The organism is Verrucomicrobiia bacterium (assembly GCA_035577545.1).
In the GTDB taxonomy this organism is placed as follows: Bacteria; Verrucomicrobiota; Verrucomicrobiia; order Palsa-1439; family Palsa-1439; genus Palsa-1439.
In genome coordinates, this window is sequence record DATLVI010000046.1 from 1 (window position 1) to 19,118 (window position 19,118).

Below are 19,118 nucleotides of genomic sequence, written 5' to 3' on the forward strand. Positions count from 1 at the left end.
CATTCGGCACTGCCTTCGGGCTGCGCCTTGGTTTGCGCGTTGGCGCGACCTTCACGAATCCATTGATGCACCTGCTCGACCGTGACCGGGCCGTATTCGCGTCCGTCTGCTCCGATGATTTTATACATGTCGTCTCCTTCGAATTATGCCTGCGCTGGTTTTACGGCGCCAACAGGGTGAACGGGTAGACCGGGACGTTTCGCAACACGCCAAACGTCACAACCATCCCCAGCAACACCCATGTCCATTGCGGTTTCCACGTACTCCCACCACGGTCGGTTGTGGCCCACCGATAAAGCCCAAATAGGGCAAGACACGGCAGTGACAAAGTGAAAAGGGCATTCAAACGGAAAGCGATGAGCCAGTGGCCACGGAGTAACTCGTGAAGCGCGCGTGTGGCGCCGCAGCCGGGACAGTAGATTCCCGTCGTGGTATAGAGTGGACAACGTGGCAGGAACACGACGGACGACGGGTCAACCAGAAAGAAAAACGCCGCTGCCGCCACGCCAAGGACCGTCAATATCACAGCCAACGCGATTTGGCGGCGCGTCTGCGTGGTATCGACTGCTATTAGTTGTGGCGTCGTCGACATGAGACGATCACTGTCGAGGCATCACGCTGGCAGCGGTGGCGCGACCAGTTTGTTTGAGTACTCGCCAATTTTCACCCAATATACGATCCAGCACACCAGCGCGCCCGGACCCATGAGACAGTTGACATAGGGAATCACGCAGAAGACCGAGGTAATGCACATAGCGAGGCCGATCGCCTGCCCGGGTTGTTCCTCGGCGATGATGCCACGTTTCTTGAATTCGGCGCCCAGCGATTTGGCTACATTGATCACCACGAAAAACTGCCAGACGATGTTGAAGCAGGGGATGAAACTTAGCCAGACGAGCGCCGGGTCCATGGCGCGGGATTCGGGTGAACAGCGATTCAGGGCGCGGTACAGCGTCAACAAATAGAAAACCTTTACGGTCACCGCGATCGCAATGAATACGAGAATTCCCAGCACACCAACGGCAGCAACCAACGCGTGGAATCTATGGGGGACCATTTGTCTTCTCCTGGCTCAGTACCGGCTTCTCCACGGGAAACGGATGTCAGGCTACGACAGCGCCTTGTGCAACTCCAGCTTTAATTTCTCCAGCCCGACACCGTCCAGCGCCGAAATCTCCAGCACGCGGATACCGGGACGCGCCGCCTTGGTTGGCTTTTTTGTGGAAGCCTTCTTTTTGACGGCACGCGGCGCGGTTGTTGCCTTGCGCTTGAAGGCGGTGAGATTCTTCTTTGCTTCCGGCAGGTCCATTTTATTGGCGACGATGAGCCGCTTTTTCTCCAAGATCTCCGGATTGTACATTTTCAGTTCCGCCAGCAGTTGCCGGTAATCCTCGCGCGGATCGCGGTTATCGACGCCCGCCATGTCGATGATCACTACCAGTAGCTGGCAGCGTTCGATGTGCCGCAGGAAATCGTGGCCGAGACCGCGCCCGTTGTGCGCGCCCTCGATCAATCCCGGAATGTCCGCAATGCGAATGCGCGTGTAGTTGTCGTATTGGAGGATCCCCACGTTGGGTGTCAGCGTCGTGAACGGATACGGCGCGACTTTGGGATGCGCATTGGTAATCTGGGAAATGAGCGTCGATTTGCCCGCGTTGGGAAAACCCACCAACCCGACGTCGGCTAGAGTCTTCAATTCCAGTTCGACGCCCAGTTGCTCGCCCGGCTCGCCGTACTCGAACTCGCGCGGCGCCTGGTGCGTCGAGCTTTTGAACACCGCGTTGCCGCGTCCGCCGCGTCCGCCCTTCGCCAAGATGAAGCGCTGCCCGTCCTCCACGAGATCGACGATCAATTCCTTCCCCGTATCCAACGGCGGAAGATCATCAACATCGATGGTCTCAATCGGGGTAGGGGGCGCGGCCTTCTGCGCCTCGGCCAGTTGTTTCGCCCGTCCCGGCGTGAACGGCATGCCGACGGTTTGGCTCGGGTCAAACTCTTCCGTCGCCGCCGCCGGGTGATAATTCGACGGCGCGCGTTTCTTAATGGGCACCGTCAGGCGAAATACCTGCGTGCCGATGGGCACTCGCACAAGGATGTCCTTCGCGCTGCGCCCGAAACAATTCTTCCCGCGTCCGTGCACGCCATGTTTGGCCACGACGCGCGGCTGGTAATAGAAATCAGAAAGATCAGAGAGATTTTTGTCCGCCATCAATACAATGTCGCCGCCCTTGCCGCCGTCGCCGCCATCCGGCCCGCCCCGATCGACATATTTCTCGCGCCGAAACGAAACGCACCCGTTCCCCCCATCCCCCGCCTTGACGCGAATTTTGACCTTATCGACGAACATAGAGGCTACACTACAGTAGCCATCTTCGTGGAGCAAGGTTGCTACTGGACAGGAGCCTGATCAGTTCGCCACGCAACGTGACCATCGCCGTAGAGGATCCAGCGTCCAAAACGGTGATTTGAGAACGGTTCGGTCACAATGGCTGTGTCCATGGTTTCTTCGGTATCCCATTTTTTTCCGCCGAGAACAATTTGATAGCTCGGATGAAGACGATCTTTGGCGGAGGGGCAAATGAGCAACTCATCCAGATTTGTAGCATACGGTCGCAGGTCGTCAAACGTGCGTGGGATGCTCCCGTCGTGCTCCTTCGCATAAAAGTCTATGGCCGAACCAATCTGCTTCATGTTGTTGAGGCACTGAACTCGACGTTGATACTCTCGGGGGCCCTTGGCTTGCGGCAAAATCATGGTTGCCCAAAGCAGAAGTGAAACTCCACCCGTAAATAGACCCGCAATAGCCAGCCCTCGGCCTTTGATTCTTCCATACGACCTGCGGATTTTATTCAATGCGATAATTCCGAAAGCGAGCGCGAGTGGCACTGCGGTCATTGAAATGATGATACCGACAGACACACCGAGTCCTCCAAAAGCGTAATCGAGAGTCAATGCAAGGATAGGAGGAATGCCTAGAATCCCCAAAACCAAACTTGCGATAGCTAGACGCGATGCTTTAATCGGTGGGGACAATTCATCGTTCACAATCGCGTCTCCTTTCGATTGGTCGGTCAGTCGTTCCGCCGCTGGCGCAGGAACTCCACATGCCCGTCTCCGTACAGCGCATTGTACCCGAAGCGGTGATTTGTCGCCAACTCTGTCACGGCAATCTCTTTCCAGATTCCCTGATCATTCCATTTCTGTCCGCCGAGTAGGATTCGATAACTGGGGTTACTCGTGTTTTTGGCGGAAGGGCAAATCAGCAGCTTATCCAAATTGCTGTTATATGGGCGCAGGTCATTAAACTCCTTCGGGATGAATCCATCATGCTCGGCCGAATACAGACCGGTAGCCATGCCGATTTGCCGCAGGTTGTTCATGCACATTACCACGCGCGCCTTTTGGCGCGCGGCGCTTAGCGCGGGCAGGAGCATGGCGGCCATCATGGGAATCATGACCAGGCCGACGCCGCCAAGAACGATGCCGGCAATGGCCTGTCCCTGGCCTTTGACGGTGCCGCTGGATTTATTGATTTGATTGAGCGCCAGGACGCCCAAGATGACCGCGAGGATGGCGCCCACGACGGGCAGAATGCATATGAGGCCAAGAATCCCGAGAACCAAACTGGCAATGGCCAGTCCGCTGGTTTTGGCTGACGGCGCTACAGTGGCAGGCGGAATGGGGGGAACCTGATCATTCACAGTGAAGGCCTCCTGTTAGGGTTGCTGCGCTTATAGCAGATTGCGCTGGTTGCGGCAATGCTACGCTAGGCCTTCCGCTGCACGAGCACCTTGAACGTGCGCCCCATCAACTCGGGATGGAGGAGTTGATGAATGGCCGCGCGCTCCTTGCTCGGCTGGCCGGCGGTGCGTTCGACGATCTCGGCAATCTCCGATTCACCGATCTGCAAGAGGTAGTGCGACTGGTCGGTGAACAGCACGGTTTCCAGCCCGAGCTTCTTGCCATGTTCCATAAGCGATGTGAATTCGACGTGCGCTGTGATGTCCTGCTCGCCGATGTTCGCGTAGGGATTTGCGCTCTTCACGTGCTGGTGATAGCAAAGCAGCGTGCCGTCGCGATGGTGCGGCGCAAAATAATCGTTTCGCTCGTAACCGTAGTCGATGGTGACGATCCACCCGCGTTTCAACCGTCGCGCCACTTCCGCCAGCCAATCGAGCGCCCGCAAATTCACCTCGGAGCGGTAACCTTCCATATACTTGATGGGCAGATCGCGCAGGTACTCGGCGAGTCGGGGCGTCGAAAGCGGTCCTAGCACTTCCTTTAGATCCGCATCGACGTACACCTCCTGCCACGCTGCATCTTTCGCCTGCACCAGATGAACCGGCAACGCATCCAGGAATTCATTCGAGAACACGCAACCGACAATCGAGTCGGGCAGGGGATCGCCGGTCTCGACGATGCGGTAAGACAAATCCGGCGCTGCGGCGAGGACATCGGTGCGCAACTGGCCTCGATGTCCGCCAAACTCCACGACTTCAAATTCCGGCGGGTTTCCCAATTCTTCACGGAACTTCACAAACTCCTTCGCCAGAATCTTCCCAAACAACGGCCCCACACTTACGCTGGTGAAGTAATCGCCTTTCTTGCCAATGCGTTCACGCCCGCTGGTGTAATAGCCGTATTGCAGATGGTACAACGCCAGTTCCATGAACCGCGCAAACGTGATCCGTCCGTCGTGCGCCTCCATTTCGCGCCGAATTTCACGAAGTAAATCGGGGTGACCATCCACGCGACAACGATAGCTGAGCGGCGGGCATTGCTGAAGACGAAAGAACACTTGCAAGCCGGATTGGTTTTGGTAGTTTCCTTGTGAAATATGTCACAAAGTCCGGCCCCCGGGCGTGAGGGGCGGAGGTGGCTCTTTTAATGGTCGAGCAATTACAAGAATACATCCCGGTTGGGCTTTTGTTACTGGTCGCGATTGGACTCGCCGCCGGAATGATGCTGACGCCCCTGATTATCGGCAAGCCGCGCGTCCATGATGCGGTCAAGGACAGTGCTTACGAGTGCGGCCTGCCGCCCATGACCGAGGCGCGCACCCGCTTCAGCGTGAAATTCTACGTGATCGCGATGTTGTTCATCCTGTTCGACATCGAAGTGGTCTTCATGCTCGGCTGGGGAGCGGTTTTTCGCGACATGATCCGACCCGTCGCCGAAGGCGGGATTGGAATCAACATGCTGCTGGGCGCGGTGCTGTTCCTGGGAATCCTTGAAGTTGGTCACATTTACGCCTGGAAGAAAGGCGCGCTCGATTGGGCGCCCAAAAAAGACCTGTCGAGTGAACCGGCGGCCTCCGTCCCGGAGCCGAGAATGCCGGAGTTGAAGAAAAAAGCCGAACTGGTGACTTCATGATTCAACGCGTCGAAACTGGTTTTGACCCCAAGGTGGAGGGGCGCGACCTCATTGTCACGCGCGCGGATGCCGCCATTGACTGGGTCCGCAAGAATTCCTGCTGGCCCATGCCGATGGGACTGGCTTGTTGCGCCATTGAATTGATGGCCGTGGGCGCGAGCCGGTTCGATATCGCGCGGTTCGGCGCCGAAGTGATGCGTTTCTCGCCGCGGCAATCCGACCTGATGATTGTGGCCGGAACCTGCGTTTACAAAATGGCCGGCGTGGTCAAACGCGTGTGGGACCAGATGCCCAATCCGAAATGGTGCATCGCGATGGGCGCGTGCGCCAGCACCGGCGGCATGTATCGTAGCTACGCAGTCGTGCAGGGTGTGGATCATTTTCTGCCGGTGGACGTGTATATCTCCGGTTGCCCGCCGCGGCCCGAAGCGTTGTTGGAAGGCCTGATGGCCATCCAGCGCAAGATCGCGCAGGAAAGGGCGATCGGGAACATGAAACAGACCGAGGGCAAACCCGGGTTGTGGTCGCCCGTGACCGGGCCGGTCATCGTGCGCGGTGAGTACGCGCCGAAGTTGAAGGGCTGATGATCCGATGACACCGCAAACCGCCATCGATCGGTTGAAAGCGCAATACCGCGACTCCATTTCCGCGCCCGTCGAATTTCGCGGCGAGTTTACCATTACTGTGCCACGCGTGAAGATCGCGGCCATCTGCCAATTCCTCAAGACGGAATGCGATTTTGACATGCTGACGGATCTGTCGGGCGTGGACAATTACGGTGAAGACCCCCGCTATGAGGTCGACTACCTCCTGTACTCGTTGGAGCACCGTTGCCGTTTGCGGCTGAAGGTGCCTGTGTCCGAAGAGGACATGATCGTGGACAGCGTCACCAGCGTCTGGGGCACGGCGAACTGGCACGAGCGTGAGGCATTCGACATGTTCGGCATCCGTTTCCGCAATCATCCGAACCTCAAGCGGATTCTTATGTGGGAAGGTTACCCGTACTACCCGTTGCGAAAAGATTTCCCGCTGGCAGGTATCCCGACGGAACTACCTGAAACGGCCGTGAATGCCGACACGGTTCGCTCCGCGCCCATGCTGGGTGGCCCGTTCGTGGCCGCGAGCGGGACGCGCAGTTCGATTCGCCGCGAGCCGCGCCAGACCGACACCATTGCCGAGCAGCAGGATAACCTGGCGAACCCGACAAAGAAGGAATCGGTTTGAATTACCGCCGCGAGACATGACGACACGACACGAGATGGAGTTGATCGATTCCGCCTCCCGCGCGCAAGTGGCCATGGACGAAGCGCTGGGCGGCGAGAAGATGATCATCAACATGGGGCCGCAGCACCCCAGCACGCACGGGGTCTTGCGCGTGGTGCTGGAGTTGGACGGCGAGGAAGTCGTCAACGTCTGGCCCGATGTCGGCTACCTGCACCGTGGCGACGAGAAAATCGCCGAGAACATGACGTACACGCAGTTCATCCCGTACACTGACCGCCTCGACTATCTCGCGCCGCTGGCAAACAACGTGACCTACGCGTACGCAGTCGAAAAATTGCTCGGCATGGACGTGCCGCCGCGTTGCAAATACATCCGCGTGATTTGCGCCGAGTTGGCGCGCATCAGTTCGCACCTGCTTGGTGTCGGGGCTTTCAGCATGGACATCGGCGCGATGACGGTTTTTCTCTACCTATTTCGCGAGCGGGAAAAGATTTACGACCTGGCCGAATGCATCAGCGGTGCACGGTTTACGACCAGCTACACCCGCATCGGCGGTTTGGCGCGGGACCTGACGCCGGAGTTTGTCCCGATGCTTCGCGAGTTTCTCAAGGAATTCCCGGCGACTATCGATGAAACCGACAAATTGCTGACGCGCAATCGCATTTTCTGCGACCGCACCCGCGGTATCGGGGTGTTGACGAAGGCGGACGCGATCGACCTCGGCGTCACGGGCCCGTGTTTGCGCGGCTCAGGCGTCGATTGGGACATCCGCAAGTCGCACCCGTACAGTTCGTATGAGGATTTCGACTTTGAAGTGCCAGTCGGCACCGTGGGCGACAGTTACGACCGTTATCTCTGCCGTATGGAAGAGATGCGCCAGAGCGTCCGTATTTTACAGCAGGCCGTTGATAATCTGCCCGACGGCCCCGTGAATTCACCGGACGCAAAGATCCTGCTACCCGACAAGGAGGCCGTGCTGACGAAAATGGAGGAGTTGATCCACCACTTCATCAACGTCACGGAAGGTATCAATGCGCCTCCGGGCGAAGTTTATTTCTCGGCGGAGAACCCGAAAGGCGAACTGGGGTTTTACATCGTCAGCAAAGGCGGCGGGACACCACACCGATTAAAGATTCGCGCGCCATCCTTCGTGAATTTGCAAGCGCTGCCCGTGATGGCGCGAGGCCACATGATGAGTGACATGGTCACCATCCTCGCCAGCATCGATTTCGTGATGGGGGAGTGCGACCGGTGAGATTTTTGGATTTCTAATGGCACTGAGCGTTCCAGCAGAATTAGAGAAGCACATCGACGAGATCGTCACGCATTATCCGCCGCAACATAAGCGGGCGGCGGTGTTGTGGCTGCTGCATCTCTTGCAGGAGCAATTCGGCCATCTCGGTCGGGAACAAGTGGAATGGACAGCGACAAAGCTCGGGTTGCAGCCGATCAATGTGTGGGAGTTGGTCACGTTCTACCCGATGTTCACCGCCAAACCGCGTGGGAAGTTCCACATCAAGGTCTGCCGCACGCTGTCCTGTGAATTGTGCGGCTGCGGCGGTATCCTCGAACGGCTCAAGAAAAAGCTCGGCATCGGTCTCGACGAAAACACCGGCGATGGACTCTTTACGATTTCCACGGTCGAATGCCTGGCCGCCTGCGGAACCGGCCCGGTGATGATGGTCAATGATGAATTGTTCGAAAATCTCACACCAGACGCGGCCGAGGCAATCATCGGCCGCATCAAAACAACCGGCAAACTTGAGCCCCAACCATTGCCGAAACCCGTTGCGCCGCACCCGCTGGAAAAGCGCGTCCTACTCGCGAACCTGACGAAACCCGGTTACACGGGGTCACTGGACGATTATGTCCGCGAGGGGGGTTACCGCTCGTTACCGAAAGCGCTCGGCATGAAACCCGACGATATTGTCGCCGAGGTCAAGAATAGCGAGGTTCGCGGGCGCGGCGGCGCGGGTTTCCCCTGCGGGATGAAATGGAGTTTCTTGGCGAAAGCCACCGGCAAGCCGAATTACCTCGTTTGCAACGCCGATGAATCCGAGCCCGGCACGTTCAAGGATCGTCAGTTACTTCATTACGAGCCGCACCAACTCATCGAAGGCATCATCGTCTCGTGCTACGCCGTGGGCGCGCACGTCGCCTACATCTATATCCGTGGCGAGATGCCGTATGGCGCAAAAATCCTCGACAAGGCGATTGAGGAAGCGCGCGCGAAGAATTTTCTCGGCAAGAACATTCTCGGCAAGGGATTCGATTGTGAAATCTACATCCACCGCGGTGCGGGCGCGTACATCTGCGGCGAGGAAACCGGTTTGATCGAATCGCTGGAAGGGAAGCGGGCCTATCCGCGCATCAAGCCGCCGTTTCCGGCAGTGGTCGGCCTATTCGGCTGCCCGACGCTCGTGAACAATGTCGAGACGCTGTCGAATATCCCGCACATCATCAACAACGGCGCGGCGTGGTTCAAGGAACTCGGCGTGCCCGGCTCGCGCGGGACGAGGCTCGTGTGCGTCAGTGGCCCGGTGAAACGGCCGGGTTACTACGAGTTTGAGATGGGCAAGCTGACAATGCGGCAACTCATTGATGATCTTTGCGGTGGATTGAAGGAAGGACGCAAATTGAAGGGCGTCATTCCGGGCGGCAGTTCGATGCCCGTGTTGAAGGCCGATCAGATCGATGTGGCGTTGGATTTTGAATCGCTCCGTAAGGCCGGCACGATGGCCGGTTCCGGTGGCATCATCGTGCTCGATGATACGGTCGACATCGTGCAGAGCACGCTGAATGTCGCGCAATTTTACGCGCACGAGTCGTGCGGCCAATGCACGCCCTGCCGCGAAGGCACATTATGGATGGAGAAGATGCTCCACCGCATACGCGAAGGCCATGGTCGTCCTGAAGACGTGGATTTGTTGTGGGACGTCGCGGACAACATCGACGGCAAAACGATTTGTCCGCTCGGCGAAGCCGCCGCCTGGCCCGTAAAAGCCTTCGTCACGAAATACCGCAGCGAATTCGAAGCCGCGTGCAAAGACGGCAACGGGAGTGAGAAGCATTAGCCATGGCAGACCCTGTCAAACTGACGATTGACGGCAAGGAGGCCGCTGCGCCGAAGGGGATGAACCTCATTGAAGCTGCGAAGCTCGTCGGCATTGAGGTGCCGCACTACTGTTATCACCCGAAGCTGGCCGTCGTGGGCAACTGCCGCATGTGCCTTGTGGATGTCGGCATGCCGAAGATGGGACCCGACAAGAAGCCGGAATTGGGACCTGACGGCAAGCCGGTGATCCAGTTCGGTCCGAAACTTTCCATCGGCTGCAACACGACCGTATCCGAAGGCATGGTGGTGCACACGCGTTCTGCAAAAGTCATCAAGGCGCGCGAAGGCGTGATGGAATTCCTGTTGATCAATCACCCGCTCGATTGTCCGATCTGCGACCAGGCGGGCGAGTGCCGACTGCAGGAGTTCAGCGTGGATTACGGCAAAGGCCAAAGCCGTTTCATCGAGGAGAAGGTTCACAAACCGAAGAAGACGGAGATCGGCCCGAAGATCATGCTCGACGATGAGCGTTGCATCCTTTGTTCGCGCTGCGTGCGGTTTATGAAGGACGTGGCGGGACAGGATTGCCTCGGGTTCGTGGATCGCGGTAGTCATTCCACATTGACGTGCTATCCCGGCATGGAACCGAACACGAATTACGACCTCAACATCGTGGACATCTGCCCGGTCGGTGCGCTGACCTCGAATGATTTCCGTTTCAAGCAGCGCGTGTGGTTCCTCAAGGAAACGAAAAGCGTTTGCCCGAACTGCGCGACGGGCTGCAACACGGTGCTCTGGTCGCGCGAAGGCGTGGTGCATCGACAGACGCCCCGCGACAATGACGCAGTCAACCAGTGTTGGATGTGCGACCCTGGCCGGTTGCATTACCAGTTCATCAACGACCCGAATCGCCTCGTGACGCCGACGGTGAGGTCGGGCGCGATGGGCGAGCGGTTCAATCTCACGTGGCCCGAGGCGACGCGGCAGATCGGCGAGAAGCTGAAGGCGCTGAAAGGCAAGGGCGCGACAATCGCCGCGATCGGGACTGCGCGCGCCACGACGGAAGAGCTTTTCCTCTTCAATAAATTGACGCGCGAAGTTCTCGGCGCAGAGTTGGTCGATTGTGTGCCGCGCGTCGGCGAAGGCGATAAGTTCCTGATCAGTGCGGACCGCAATCCGAACACGAACGGCGCGAAGCTTACGGGAGTAACCGCTGATCCCATCGGCAGCCGGATCCCGGTCATCGCCGAAGCCATCAAGTCCGGCAAGATCAAGACGCTCATTGTTCATGGCGAGAATGTAGCGAAGCATGGAATCGCGGAAGACCTGCTCGGGAAGCTCGAACTGCTGATCGTGATCGATACGCTGCCGAACAAGGTGACGGAACTGGCCCACTACGTTTTGGCGGGCGCTACTTTTGCGGAGAAACGCGGCACCTTTATTAATGGCAAGGCGCGCCTGCAGCGATTGAATGCGGCGATTCCGTCGCCTGGAATTGCGCGACCGGAGTGGCAGACATTCGTCGCGCTGCTCAACGAACTGGGCGCCGACGGCAAATATCTGGCCATTGAGGACGTTTTCGCTGATATGACGCACGCTTTCGCGCCGTTGGCTGGCCTGAATCTTTCCAAAATTGGCGACCAGGGCGTGGAACTGAAGTTGGAGGCAGCCACGCCGCCAGCCGCATCGACGGAAGCGCCTGCGCCAGCCGTGGGGGTGAAAGCATGATTGCATTCCTCCTCATCCATCTCATTAAGATCGCTGTTGTGGTCTGGGTGATGTTGACCATCGTGGCGTACACGGTGCTGGCGGAACGCAAAGTGTGCGCGTGGATGCAGGACCGCATCGGGCCGAATCGTGTCGGGCCGATGGGCCTGCTGCAACCACTGGCCGACGGACTGAAATTCGCGTTCAAGGAAGACGTGTTGTCGCATCACGTCAACAAGGTGTATTTCACGCTGGCGCCAATGATCTCGATGGTACCCGCGTTGATCACGATCGCGGTGGTGCCGTGGGGGAGCCAGTTGGTGATTCCCGGATTGGCGGAACCGGTCAAGGGCGTAATTGCGGACTTGAATGTCGGCATCCTCTTCGTGTTCGCCATTTCCTCGCTGGGTGTTTACGGCATTGTGCTGGCGGGCTGGGCGAGCAACTCGAAGTATCCGTTTCTGGGCAGCATTCGCTCCAGCGCGCAGATGATTTCGTACGAAGTGTGCCTCGGGCTGAGCGTGGTGCCGGTGTTCATGCAGGTTGGTTCCCTTAATTTGTCGCGCGTGGTCGAATACCAGGCCCATCACGTGTGGTTGGGATTTTGTCAGCCCCTCTCCTTTTTCATTTTTGTCGTGAGCGCGTTTGCCGAGACCAATCGCTTGCCGTTCGATTTGCCGGAGGCGGAGCAGGAACTCGTCGGTGGTTATCACACCGAATACAGCTCGATGAAATTCGCGATGTTTTTTCTGGGCGAGTACGCGGCCATGTTCGTGGCCTCAGCGCTGATGGTGACGTTGTTTTTCGGTGGCTGGTCGCTGCCCTTCGCTCCATTCAACGCGCCGGCCCAGACGCTGGTCGTGGGCCTCGCGCACATCGGTATCTTTCTGGCAAAAGTGTGCGGATTCCTGTTTTTTTACATCTGGGTGCGGTGGACCATTCCGCGATTTCGCTATGACCAGTTGATGGCCCTGGGATGGAAGTTGTTCATCCCGCTAACGCTCTTGAACATTTTGATTTCGGGCGTCGTGTTAACTGTGATGAGCAAGTAACGATGCAGGTTCAACGTCCAAAACTGACAATTTGGGAGCGAACCTATCTCCCGCAGATTCTGCACGGGTTGTGGCTGACGTTTCGCCACATCTTTCGGCCGGCCTTTACGCGTCAATATCCCGAAGAGAAGCCGCCACTGCACGGCGCCTATCGCGGCGCGCCGACACTCGTGAAGGATCCCGAGGGCCGGATCAAGTGTGTTTCGTGCCAGTTGTGCGAGTTCGTCTGTCCGCCGAAGGCGATTCGCATCACGCCTGGCACGCGCCCGGACGGCACGGCAGATGAAAACGTTGAGAAAGTGCCCAAAGAGTTTGTGATCGACATGCTGCGGTGCATTTACTGCGGCTACTGCGAAGAGGTTTGTCCCGAAGAAGCCATTTTTCTGAAGCGTGATTTTGCGATCGCGGGTTACAAGCGCGAGGAGTTGCAATTCAACATGGAGAAGCTGCTGGAATTGGGCGGTATCCAGGAAGATTCGGTTTGGAAATGGAAGTACAAGGGCGCGCCGCCACCGGATGTGCCGGCAGCGCCGAAGCGGGAGGCGAAAATTTCGTAGCACCGATTGTCCCTGTCGTTCATAGGCTAGATGAACATACACGACTTGTTATTCTGGTTTTTTAGCATCGCGATGCTGGTGTGCGGGCTGTTGGTGATTACCAGCCGCAATCCTGTCACGAGCGCGATGTTTTTAGTGCTGCTGTTTGTATTCATGGCGGGGCTCTTTCTCTTGTTGGAGGCCCTGTTTATCGCAGCCATCCAGATTCTGGTATATGCCGGCGCCGTGATGGTGCTTTTCCTCTTCGTCATCATGCTGCTCGACATCAAGGCCAGCGAGCGGCGGAAGTTCAAAGTTCTCGGCGTGGTCGGCGGAATTGCTGTCGGTCTGGCGTTCGTGTGGGAACTGGCGATCATCCTGAGACAGTCAGTGAGACCGTTGGCAAGTGGCGGCGCGGAGCTGCATGGCGGTTTGGAAGAAGTCGTCAAACCGTTCTTCGCGCACTACATGCTGCCGTTTGAAGTGATCGCTCTTTTGCTGCTGGTGTCGATGGTCGGGGTGGTGTTGCTCTCGAAGAAGGAGCTCAAATGACCAGTGCGCTCACGCTCAATCACTATTTGATCGTCAGCGGTCTGCTGTTTGCGCTCGGCATCGCGGGCGTGATCATTCGTCGCAATGCGCTGGTCATCTACATGGCGCTGGAAATGAACCTCAACGCCGCCAACCTGGCCCTGATCGCGTTCTCCAAGTTCAACAAGATCGTCGAGGGGCAAATCCTGGTGTTCTTCATCATTGCCATCGCCGCGGCCGAGGTGGCCGTAGGCCTGGCGATCATTGTCGCGCTATACCGCCGCAAGCAAACCATCAGCGTCGATGAGTTGACGACCATGCGGCTATGAACCACTGGCTTCTCAATTATAGCGTCGATTGGGGGATGCGGAATGGCCATGCGCCTATCTGCTCCGTGTGGATCATTCTCTTTGCGCCCCTCGTGGCTGCGGCCTTGATCACACTCGTTACGGGCAAATCGAAGGGACTGAGCGCCGCACTCTCCATCGGTGCGATACTGCTCAGCTTTGCGCTCTCCATGGGACTGTTCCTCGTGTTCGCCGTCAGGCACATCGAACATTATCCGCATACGATTCAATGGCTCGCCGTTGGTAATACCGTCCGCATTGAGTTCGGGATGATCACCGACCCGCTGGCCATGTTGATGCTTTTGGTCGTCACGGGCGTTGGCTCGGCGATTCACATCTATTCGCTGGGTTACATGAAAGGCGATCCGGGATTCTCGCGTTTCTTCGCGTGCCTGTCCTTGTTCACCTTTTCGATGCTCGGGATTGTGCTCTCGAATAATTTCATCCAGATTTTCATCTTCTGGGAACTGGTCGGCGCGAGCAGTTATCTGCTGATCGGCTTTTGGTTTGAGAAGGACAGCGCGGCGGAAGCGGGGAAGAAGGCATTTCTGACCACGCGCATCGGCGACGTCGGCATGATGCTTGGCATTCTTTGGTTATGGTCGTATGCCGGGACATTCAATTTCGCGGAGATACAGGCCAAGTTGCCGTCGCTGGGATTGTCGCCGGGAACGTTGGCGTTTATCGGTATCCTGATCTTTACAGGCGCGGTCGGAAAGAGCGCTCAGGTGCCGTTGCATGTCTGGTTGCCGGACGCGATGGAAGGCCCGACGCCGGTGTCGGCATTGATTCATGCCGCGACGATGGTGGCGGCGGGCGTGTACATGCTCTGCCGCGTGTCGTGGCTGATTCTGCCGAGCGCGACGGCGTTGACGTTGATCGCGTGGATCGGCGGTATCACCGCCATCATGGCGGCGACGATCGCCATCGCGCAGAACGACATCAAACGCATCCTCGCGTACTCGACGCTTTCGCAACTCGGTTACATGGTGATGACCGTTGGTCTCGGCGGGCCGACACAGGCGATGTTCCACCTGACCACGCACGCGTTCTTCAAGGCGCTGCTGTTCCTCGGCGCGGGCAGCGTCATCATCGCGCTCCATCACGAACAGGATATATGGAAAATGGGCGGGTTATGGAAGAAGACGCCGATCACGTTCTGGACATTCCTGATCGGCACGCTGGCGCTGGCGGGTGTGCCACCGTTGAGCGGGTTTTATAGCAAGGATGAAATCTTGCTATTGGCCTTCGAGAAGAGCCTGCCGTTATTCATCATGGCAATCACGACGGCATTCCTGACGGCCTACTACATGGGACGCGAGGTGTTCGTCGTGTTCTTCGGTCGGCCGCGTGACCGGCATGCTTACGATCACGCGCATGAGTCACCTTTGGTAATGACGCTGCCGCTGGTATTCCTGGCGCTGCTTTCGATTGTCGCTGGCTGGCACGGCCGGGTGCCCGAATTTTTGGGGGCTCTGCCGGAGACCGGGCATCATTCCGCGTTGCTGACGGGTGGCTTGATAGCTGTACCGTTGTTTGGTTTTCTCCTGGCGGCGACGATTTATTGGAAACCGGAGCCAAGCGATGCGCCGGTAAAGACCGCGCTCGGGAAAATCTGGACGCTCGTGGAGAACAAATACTACTTCGATGAATTGTACGCGTGGTTGGTGAAGTACGTCCAGGGCACCATCGCGACGATCTGCGATCTATTCGACCGCTGGATACTCCAGCGGCTCGGCATCGGCGGCCTGTCGCTCGGCACGGGATTGCTAGGTAAGACCGTCCGCCTGCTCCAAACCGGCAGCATCTCCGGTTACGCCTTCCTCGTCGGCCTCGGCGTGACGGTGATCATTTATTGTGTGGTGGTGAGATAAAGTATGATAGGGCATCTTCATATTTCAAATCGAAGGGGATTGAGAACGGCTCGCTGCTTCGGATTTCTTTTAGGCGCATTTTTTGTCGTGTCGGCTTGGCTCTGCAACGAGATAACGAGCCGAACTCAAGACAGGCGGGAAGGGCTTCAGTTCATTAGCATGATGGCCGGATCAGTTCTGTTGGCTTTGCCCCTAGTTGTTCCTTGGCGATTCATCCGGCCAGCGGTGCTCTGGTGGCCTTTGTTTGGGCTGCTTTGCTTGGAGTTCCTTGGAGCCATATTCACAGCTATCAGCGAGACAATCTGGGCGTTCCGGTTCGGCGAATCGACGCAATGCATCGCATTTCCTCTCCTTGGCGCGATCCTCATATTAGTGATGGGGGTTCAGATTCAGGCTGTTCGTCTTCTGCGTAAGGAGTCCACAGTCTGATTATGGACATTCTTCTAGGCATCGCAGTTTTGCTGCCGCTTACGACGGCGTTTCTCCTCTTTCTGTTTCCCGCGAATCGGCCAAGTGCAATTCGGGCGCTGGCGATGTTTGCAACGGGGGTGTCGCTGCTGATCACGCTGGTGTTGTTTGCGAATTTCAATCGGCATGATAGTGGGTATCAGTTCGTGTGGGGTATGAGCTGGTTGCCGAGTTATGGGTGCTCGCTCAAGTTCGGTGTAGACGGCATTTCGATGACGTTGCTGTTGCTGGTCGGATTCGTGTCGTTCTGCGGGGCGTTTGTATCCAGCGAAATTCATGAGCGGGAGAAGGAGTATTACATTCTGTTTCTCGCGCTGACGTCGGGGATTAGCGGGACGTTTTGCACGCTGGATTTGTTCTTCTTTTACTTTTTCTACGAGATGGCGGTGATCCCGATGTATCTGCTGATCGGTGTGTGGGGTTCGCTGCCGCCGGGCAAACACGGACGCACGAAAGAGTACGCGACGATGAAGTTGACGCTGTACCTGACTGCGGGCGCGGTGCTGGCGCTGATCGGGTTGCTGGCGATTTATTCGATCAGTGGAACAACGGACATCGAGAAGCTGCAGCACAACTGGGTGGCGAGTAGCACGCAGATGTGGGTCTTCCCGTGCTTGCTTTTTGGATTCGGTTTTCTCGCCTCGATGTGGCCGTTTCATACGTGGTCGCCACTTGGGTATGCGGCGGCACCGACAGCAGCATCGATGATGCACGCGGGCGTGCTGAAAAAGCTGGGCGCGTACGGCATCATTCGGCTCGCGCTGCCGCTGCTGCCGGAAGGCGCGCGGCATTGGGCGAACCTGCTGGCGGTTCTCGCTTGCTTCAACATTCTTTACGCGGGCTGGGTGGCCCTGACACAGAAGGACTGGAAGTTCGTCATCGGCTACAGCTCGGTGAGCCACATGGGCTACATTTTCCTCGGCATCGCGGCGCTGAATGTCGTTGGCGTTAGCGGCGCGGTGTTGCTGATGTTCGCGCATGGGATCATGGCGGCGCTGACCTTCTCGTTGATCGGCTTTTTCTACCATCAGACGCATAATCGTTTTGTGCCGGACCTGAGCGGCCTCGCGCGGAAGATCCCGTTCATTGGCGTGTGCATGGTCATGGCCGTCATGGCTTCGAGCGGATTGCCGGGGTTTGCTAATTTTGTGAGTGAATTGATGGTCTTCCTCGGCGCATGGCACCAGGGGTCAACGTTGTTTCGTGTGGCGACCATCTGCGCGGTGTGGGGGATTGTTGTGACGGCGACCTATTTGTTGTGGGCGGTGCGGACGAGTTTCTTCGGCCCGTTCGATGAGAAGTGGTCGATGCTCAAGGACGCGATCACGTTCAAGCAGAAGTTCCCGTACGCGTTGCTGCTCGCGGTCTTGCTGACGGTTGGGTTCTATCCCCGATTGTTGACGGACATTATCAAGCAGAGCGTGGCGACGTTTGTGCCGGCGGACAGCGACCGCGGTGCCGCCGTCGCCCCGGTAGCAAATTTGACGAAGGGGCCGGAATGATCAGCCTCTACGCCATCCAGTTGGAATGTCTCCTAGCGATTTGGGGAATCCTGATTCTCCTGGTGGATGCTTTCAGCCCGATTCCGAACAAGCGGACGATCGGTTACATGGCGGCGGCATTTGTGGCCGTGGCGTTGTTGTACAGTTTCGTGCTCATGCCGGTCAATCAGCCGCTCTTCAACGGGATGTATCGGTTCGACGTGTTTGCCCTGTACTTCAAGCGGCTGTTCCTGTTGGCGTTGACGATGGTGCTGGTGATGGCGGCGGAATTTTCGCCGCGCATCGAGTCGGGTGTGGCGGAGTTCTACGCGCTGCTGATGTTTTGCGCGGTGGGAATGTTGCTCATTGCGTCGGTGAACGATTTTATTTTGCTGTTCGTGGCGCTCGAACTGGTCACGATCACATTCTATGTGCTCGCCAGCTATCTGCGGCGGCAGATCCCGTCGCTGGAAGCGGGCACGAAATATCTGATTCTCGGCGCATTATCCAGCGGCTTCACGGTTTACGGGATCGCGTATATTTTCGGGACAACCGGAACGACGAACTTCGACAAGGTCAGCGCGCAACTCTCAACACTTGGCTCGCAACCGCCGCTGGCCTTCACGTTTGGGATGCTGCTGGTGCTGACGGGACTCGGTTTCAAGATCGCCAGCGTGCCGTTCCAAATCTGGGCGCCGGACGTTTATCAGGGCGCGCCAACGCCGGTGACGGCGTTTCTTGCGGTGGGCAGCAAAGCGGCGGGATTCGCGCTGCTGCTGCGCGTGCTGTTTGCCGGGCTTCTGCCGGTGCGCGGCATTTGGGGACCGTTGTTGCTTGTATTGGCCGGCGCGACGCTTCTGTATGGCAATCTGGGTGCGATTCCACAGCACAACATCAAACGACTGCTGGGCTATTCGTCCATCGGCCATGCCGGCTACATGCTGATGGGCATCGCGGCCGGAAATGCGCTCGGCGCGAGCGCGGTGCTGTTTTACCTTGGGCAATACGCGTTTACGAACCTGTGCGCGTTTCTCGCGATCATTGCCACGACCGCGGTGACGGGGAGCGATGAGATCGCCAGTTTCTCGGGACTGGGTAAACGCTCGCCGATCCTTGGGTTGGCGCTGTTCTTATCGATGATGTCACTGGCGGGTGTGCCTCCGCTGAGTGGGTTCTTTGGGAAGTTCCAGTTGTTTGCCGCCGTGATTCAACGGGCGCAGACCGATTGGCATTACTATGTGCTGGCGGGCATCGGCGCAGTGGCGGTGGTGATCTCACTCTATTTTTACCTCGGTATTGGGCGTGCGATTTATATGCAGGAGGCGGAAGATGCCTCGCCGATTCCTGTAAGCCGGCCGATGCAGTGGGCGCTGTACGTCTGCATGGTAGCGATGATTGGGTTGGGAATTTACCAGCTCCCGCTCGTCAACGCCTCGATAATGGCTGCAAAGGTCTTTGTCTTGCATTAAG

19 protein-coding genes are annotated in these 19,118 nt (G+C 57.6%); 13 read left to right on the top strand and 6 right to left on the bottom strand.

Annotation, left to right across the window (positions count from 1 at the left end; translation table 11 throughout):
- Positions 1 to 160: 160 nt before the first annotated feature.
- The 6 genes from VNL17_16805 to VNL17_16830 form a co-directional block, all read right to left on the bottom strand.
- Complete coding sequence (locus VNL17_16805; GenBank protein ID HXI85740.1) at positions 161 to 592, bottom strand: DUF2752 domain-containing protein; 432 nt, start codon at positions 590 to 592, stop codon at positions 161 to 163.
- Between the two features lie 21 nt (positions 593 to 613).
- Positions 614 to 1,057, bottom strand: coding sequence for a hypothetical protein (locus VNL17_16810; protein ID HXI85741.1), 444 nt, complete (start codon positions 1,055 to 1,057; stop codon positions 614 to 616).
- Positions 1,058 to 1,108: 51 nt separating this feature from the next.
- Complete coding sequence (gene obgE / locus VNL17_16815; protein ID HXI85742.1) at positions 1,109 to 2,347, bottom strand: GTPase ObgE; 1,239 nt, start codon at positions 2,345 to 2,347, stop codon at positions 1,109 to 1,111.
- A gap of 41 nt (positions 2,348 to 2,388) precedes the next feature.
- Positions 2,389 to 3,045: a DUF1559 domain-containing protein gene (locus tag VNL17_16820; protein ID HXI85743.1), complete on the bottom strand. Its 657-nt coding sequence runs from the start codon at positions 3,043 to 3,045 to the stop codon at positions 2,389 to 2,391.
- A gap of 26 nt (positions 3,046 to 3,071) precedes the next feature.
- Entirely contained in the window at positions 3,072 to 3,701 is a 630-nt protein-coding gene (locus VNL17_16825) for a DUF4190 domain-containing protein (GenBank protein ID HXI85744.1), read from the bottom strand.
- Positions 3,702 to 3,766: 65 nt separating this feature from the next.
- Positions 3,767 to 4,798 carry an SAM-dependent methyltransferase gene (locus VNL17_16830; GenBank protein HXI85745.1) on the bottom strand — a complete coding sequence of 344 codons (1,032 nt, stop codon included), beginning with the start codon at positions 4,796 to 4,798 and terminating at the stop codon, positions 3,767 to 3,769.
- A gap of 89 nt (positions 4,799 to 4,887) precedes the next feature.
- Here VNL17_16830 and ndhC point away from each other — a divergent pair, with 89 nt between their 5' ends.
- The 13 genes from ndhC (at position 4,888) to VNL17_16895 (ending at position 19,117) form a co-directional block, all read left to right on the top strand.
- Complete coding sequence (gene ndhC, locus VNL17_16835; protein ID HXI85746.1) at positions 4,888 to 5,373, top strand: NADH-quinone oxidoreductase subunit A; 486 nt, start codon at positions 4,888 to 4,890, stop codon at positions 5,371 to 5,373.
- Positions 5,370 to 5,957 carry an NADH-quinone oxidoreductase subunit NuoB gene (gene nuoB / locus VNL17_16840; protein HXI85747.1) on the top strand — a complete coding sequence of 196 codons (588 nt, stop codon included), beginning with the start codon at positions 5,370 to 5,372 and terminating at the stop codon, positions 5,955 to 5,957. Before ndhC ends, nuoB begins: the two co-directional genes overlap by 4 nt.
- Before the next feature lie 7 nt (positions 5,958 to 5,964).
- Complete coding sequence (locus VNL17_16845; GenBank protein HXI85748.1) at positions 5,965 to 6,597, top strand: NADH-quinone oxidoreductase subunit C; 633 nt, start codon at positions 5,965 to 5,967, stop codon at positions 6,595 to 6,597.
- 16 nt (positions 6,598 to 6,613) lie between these two features.
- Positions 6,614 to 7,852: an NADH dehydrogenase (quinone) subunit D gene (nuoD, locus tag VNL17_16850; protein HXI85749.1), complete on the top strand. Its 1,239-nt coding sequence runs from the start codon at positions 6,614 to 6,616 to the stop codon at positions 7,850 to 7,852.
- A 16-nt stretch (positions 7,853 to 7,868) separates the two neighbouring features.
- A complete protein-coding gene (gene nuoF, locus VNL17_16855) occupies positions 7,869 to 9,671 on the top strand; it encodes an NADH-quinone oxidoreductase subunit NuoF (protein HXI85750.1) in 1,803 nt (600 codons plus the stop codon).
- A 2-nt stretch (positions 9,672 to 9,673) separates the two neighbouring features.
- Entirely contained in the window at positions 9,674 to 11,380 is a 1,707-nt protein-coding gene (locus VNL17_16860) for a molybdopterin-dependent oxidoreductase (GenBank protein HXI85751.1), read from the top strand.
- Complete coding sequence (nuoH, locus tag VNL17_16865) at positions 11,377 to 12,411, top strand: NADH-quinone oxidoreductase subunit NuoH (protein HXI85752.1); 1,035 nt, start codon at positions 11,377 to 11,379, stop codon at positions 12,409 to 12,411. The genes VNL17_16860 and nuoH overlap by 4 nt, the downstream gene beginning before the upstream one ends.
- 2 nt (positions 12,412 to 12,413) lie before the next feature.
- Complete coding sequence (locus VNL17_16870) at positions 12,414 to 12,968, top strand: NADH-quinone oxidoreductase subunit I (GenBank protein HXI85753.1); 555 nt, start codon at positions 12,414 to 12,416, stop codon at positions 12,966 to 12,968.
- A 30-nt stretch (positions 12,969 to 12,998) separates the two neighbouring features.
- A complete protein-coding gene (locus VNL17_16875) occupies positions 12,999 to 13,499 on the top strand; it encodes an NADH-quinone oxidoreductase subunit J (GenBank protein HXI85754.1) in 501 nt (166 codons plus the stop codon).
- Positions 13,496 to 13,807: an NADH-quinone oxidoreductase subunit NuoK gene (gene nuoK, locus VNL17_16880; GenBank protein ID HXI85755.1), complete on the top strand. Its 312-nt coding sequence runs from the start codon at positions 13,496 to 13,498 to the stop codon at positions 13,805 to 13,807. The genes VNL17_16875 and nuoK overlap by 4 nt, the downstream gene beginning before the upstream one ends.
- Positions 13,804 to 15,699 (top strand): NADH-quinone oxidoreductase subunit L, encoded by a 1,896-nt coding sequence (nuoL, locus tag VNL17_16885; protein HXI85756.1) that lies wholly within the window; start codon positions 13,804 to 13,806, stop codon positions 15,697 to 15,699. The genes nuoK and nuoL overlap by 4 nt, the downstream gene beginning before the upstream one ends.
- A 431-nt stretch (positions 15,700 to 16,130) precedes the next feature.
- The gene (locus VNL17_16890; GenBank protein ID HXI85757.1) at positions 16,131 to 17,669 is read left to right on the top strand and encodes an NADH-quinone oxidoreductase subunit M; all 1,539 of its coding nucleotides are present in this window, start codon (positions 16,131 to 16,133) and stop codon (positions 17,667 to 17,669) included.
- Positions 17,666 to 19,117 (top strand): NADH-quinone oxidoreductase subunit N, encoded by a 1,452-nt coding sequence (locus tag VNL17_16895; GenBank protein ID HXI85758.1) that lies wholly within the window; start codon positions 17,666 to 17,668, stop codon positions 19,115 to 19,117. Before VNL17_16890 ends, VNL17_16895 begins: the two co-directional genes overlap by 4 nt.
- Position 19,118 lies beyond the last annotated feature (1 nt).

Bases quoted from the DNA above. Each gene is read 5' to 3' on its own strand.
- VNL17_16875 (HXI85754.1), top strand. From the start codon at position 12,999: ATGAACATACACGACTTGTTATTCTGGTTTTTTAGCATCGCGATGCTG.
- nuoF (HXI85750.1), top strand. From the start codon at position 7,869: ATGGCACTGAGCGTTCCAGCAGAATTAGAGAAGCACATCGACGAGATC.
- nuoB (HXI85747.1), top strand. From the start codon at position 5,370: ATGATTCAACGCGTCGAAACTGGTTTTGACCCCAAGGTGGAGGGGCGC.
- nuoD (HXI85749.1), top strand. From the start codon at position 6,614: ATGACGACACGACACGAGATGGAGTTGATCGATTCCGCCTCCCGCGCG.
- VNL17_16845 (HXI85748.1), top strand. From the start codon at position 5,965: ATGACACCGCAAACCGCCATCGATCGGTTGAAAGCGCAATACCGCGAC.
- VNL17_16895 (HXI85758.1), top strand. From the start codon at position 17,666: ATGATCAGCCTCTACGCCATCCAGTTGGAATGTCTCCTAGCGATTTGG.
- VNL17_16805 (HXI85740.1), bottom strand. From the start codon at position 592: ATGTCGACGACGCCACAACTAATAGCAGTCGATACCACGCAGACGCGC.
- nuoH (HXI85752.1), top strand. From the start codon at position 11,377: ATGATTGCATTCCTCCTCATCCATCTCATTAAGATCGCTGTTGTGGTC.
- VNL17_16860 (HXI85751.1), top strand. From the start codon at position 9,674: ATGGCAGACCCTGTCAAACTGACGATTGACGGCAAGGAGGCCGCTGCG.
- nuoL (HXI85756.1), top strand. From the start codon at position 13,804: ATGAACCACTGGCTTCTCAATTATAGCGTCGATTGGGGGATGCGGAAT.
- VNL17_16890 (HXI85757.1), top strand. From the start codon at position 16,131: ATGGACATTCTTCTAGGCATCGCAGTTTTGCTGCCGCTTACGACGGCG.
- obgE (HXI85742.1), bottom strand. From the start codon at position 2,347: ATGTTCGTCGATAAGGTCAAAATTCGCGTCAAGGCGGGGGATGGGGGG.
- VNL17_16810 (HXI85741.1), bottom strand. From the start codon at position 1,057: ATGGTCCCCCATAGATTCCACGCGTTGGTTGCTGCCGTTGGTGTGCTG.
- VNL17_16870 (HXI85753.1), top strand. From the start codon at position 12,414: ATGCAGGTTCAACGTCCAAAACTGACAATTTGGGAGCGAACCTATCTC.
- nuoK (HXI85755.1), top strand. From the start codon at position 13,496: ATGACCAGTGCGCTCACGCTCAATCACTATTTGATCGTCAGCGGTCTG.
- ndhC (HXI85746.1), top strand. From the start codon at position 4,888: ATGGTCGAGCAATTACAAGAATACATCCCGGTTGGGCTTTTGTTACTG.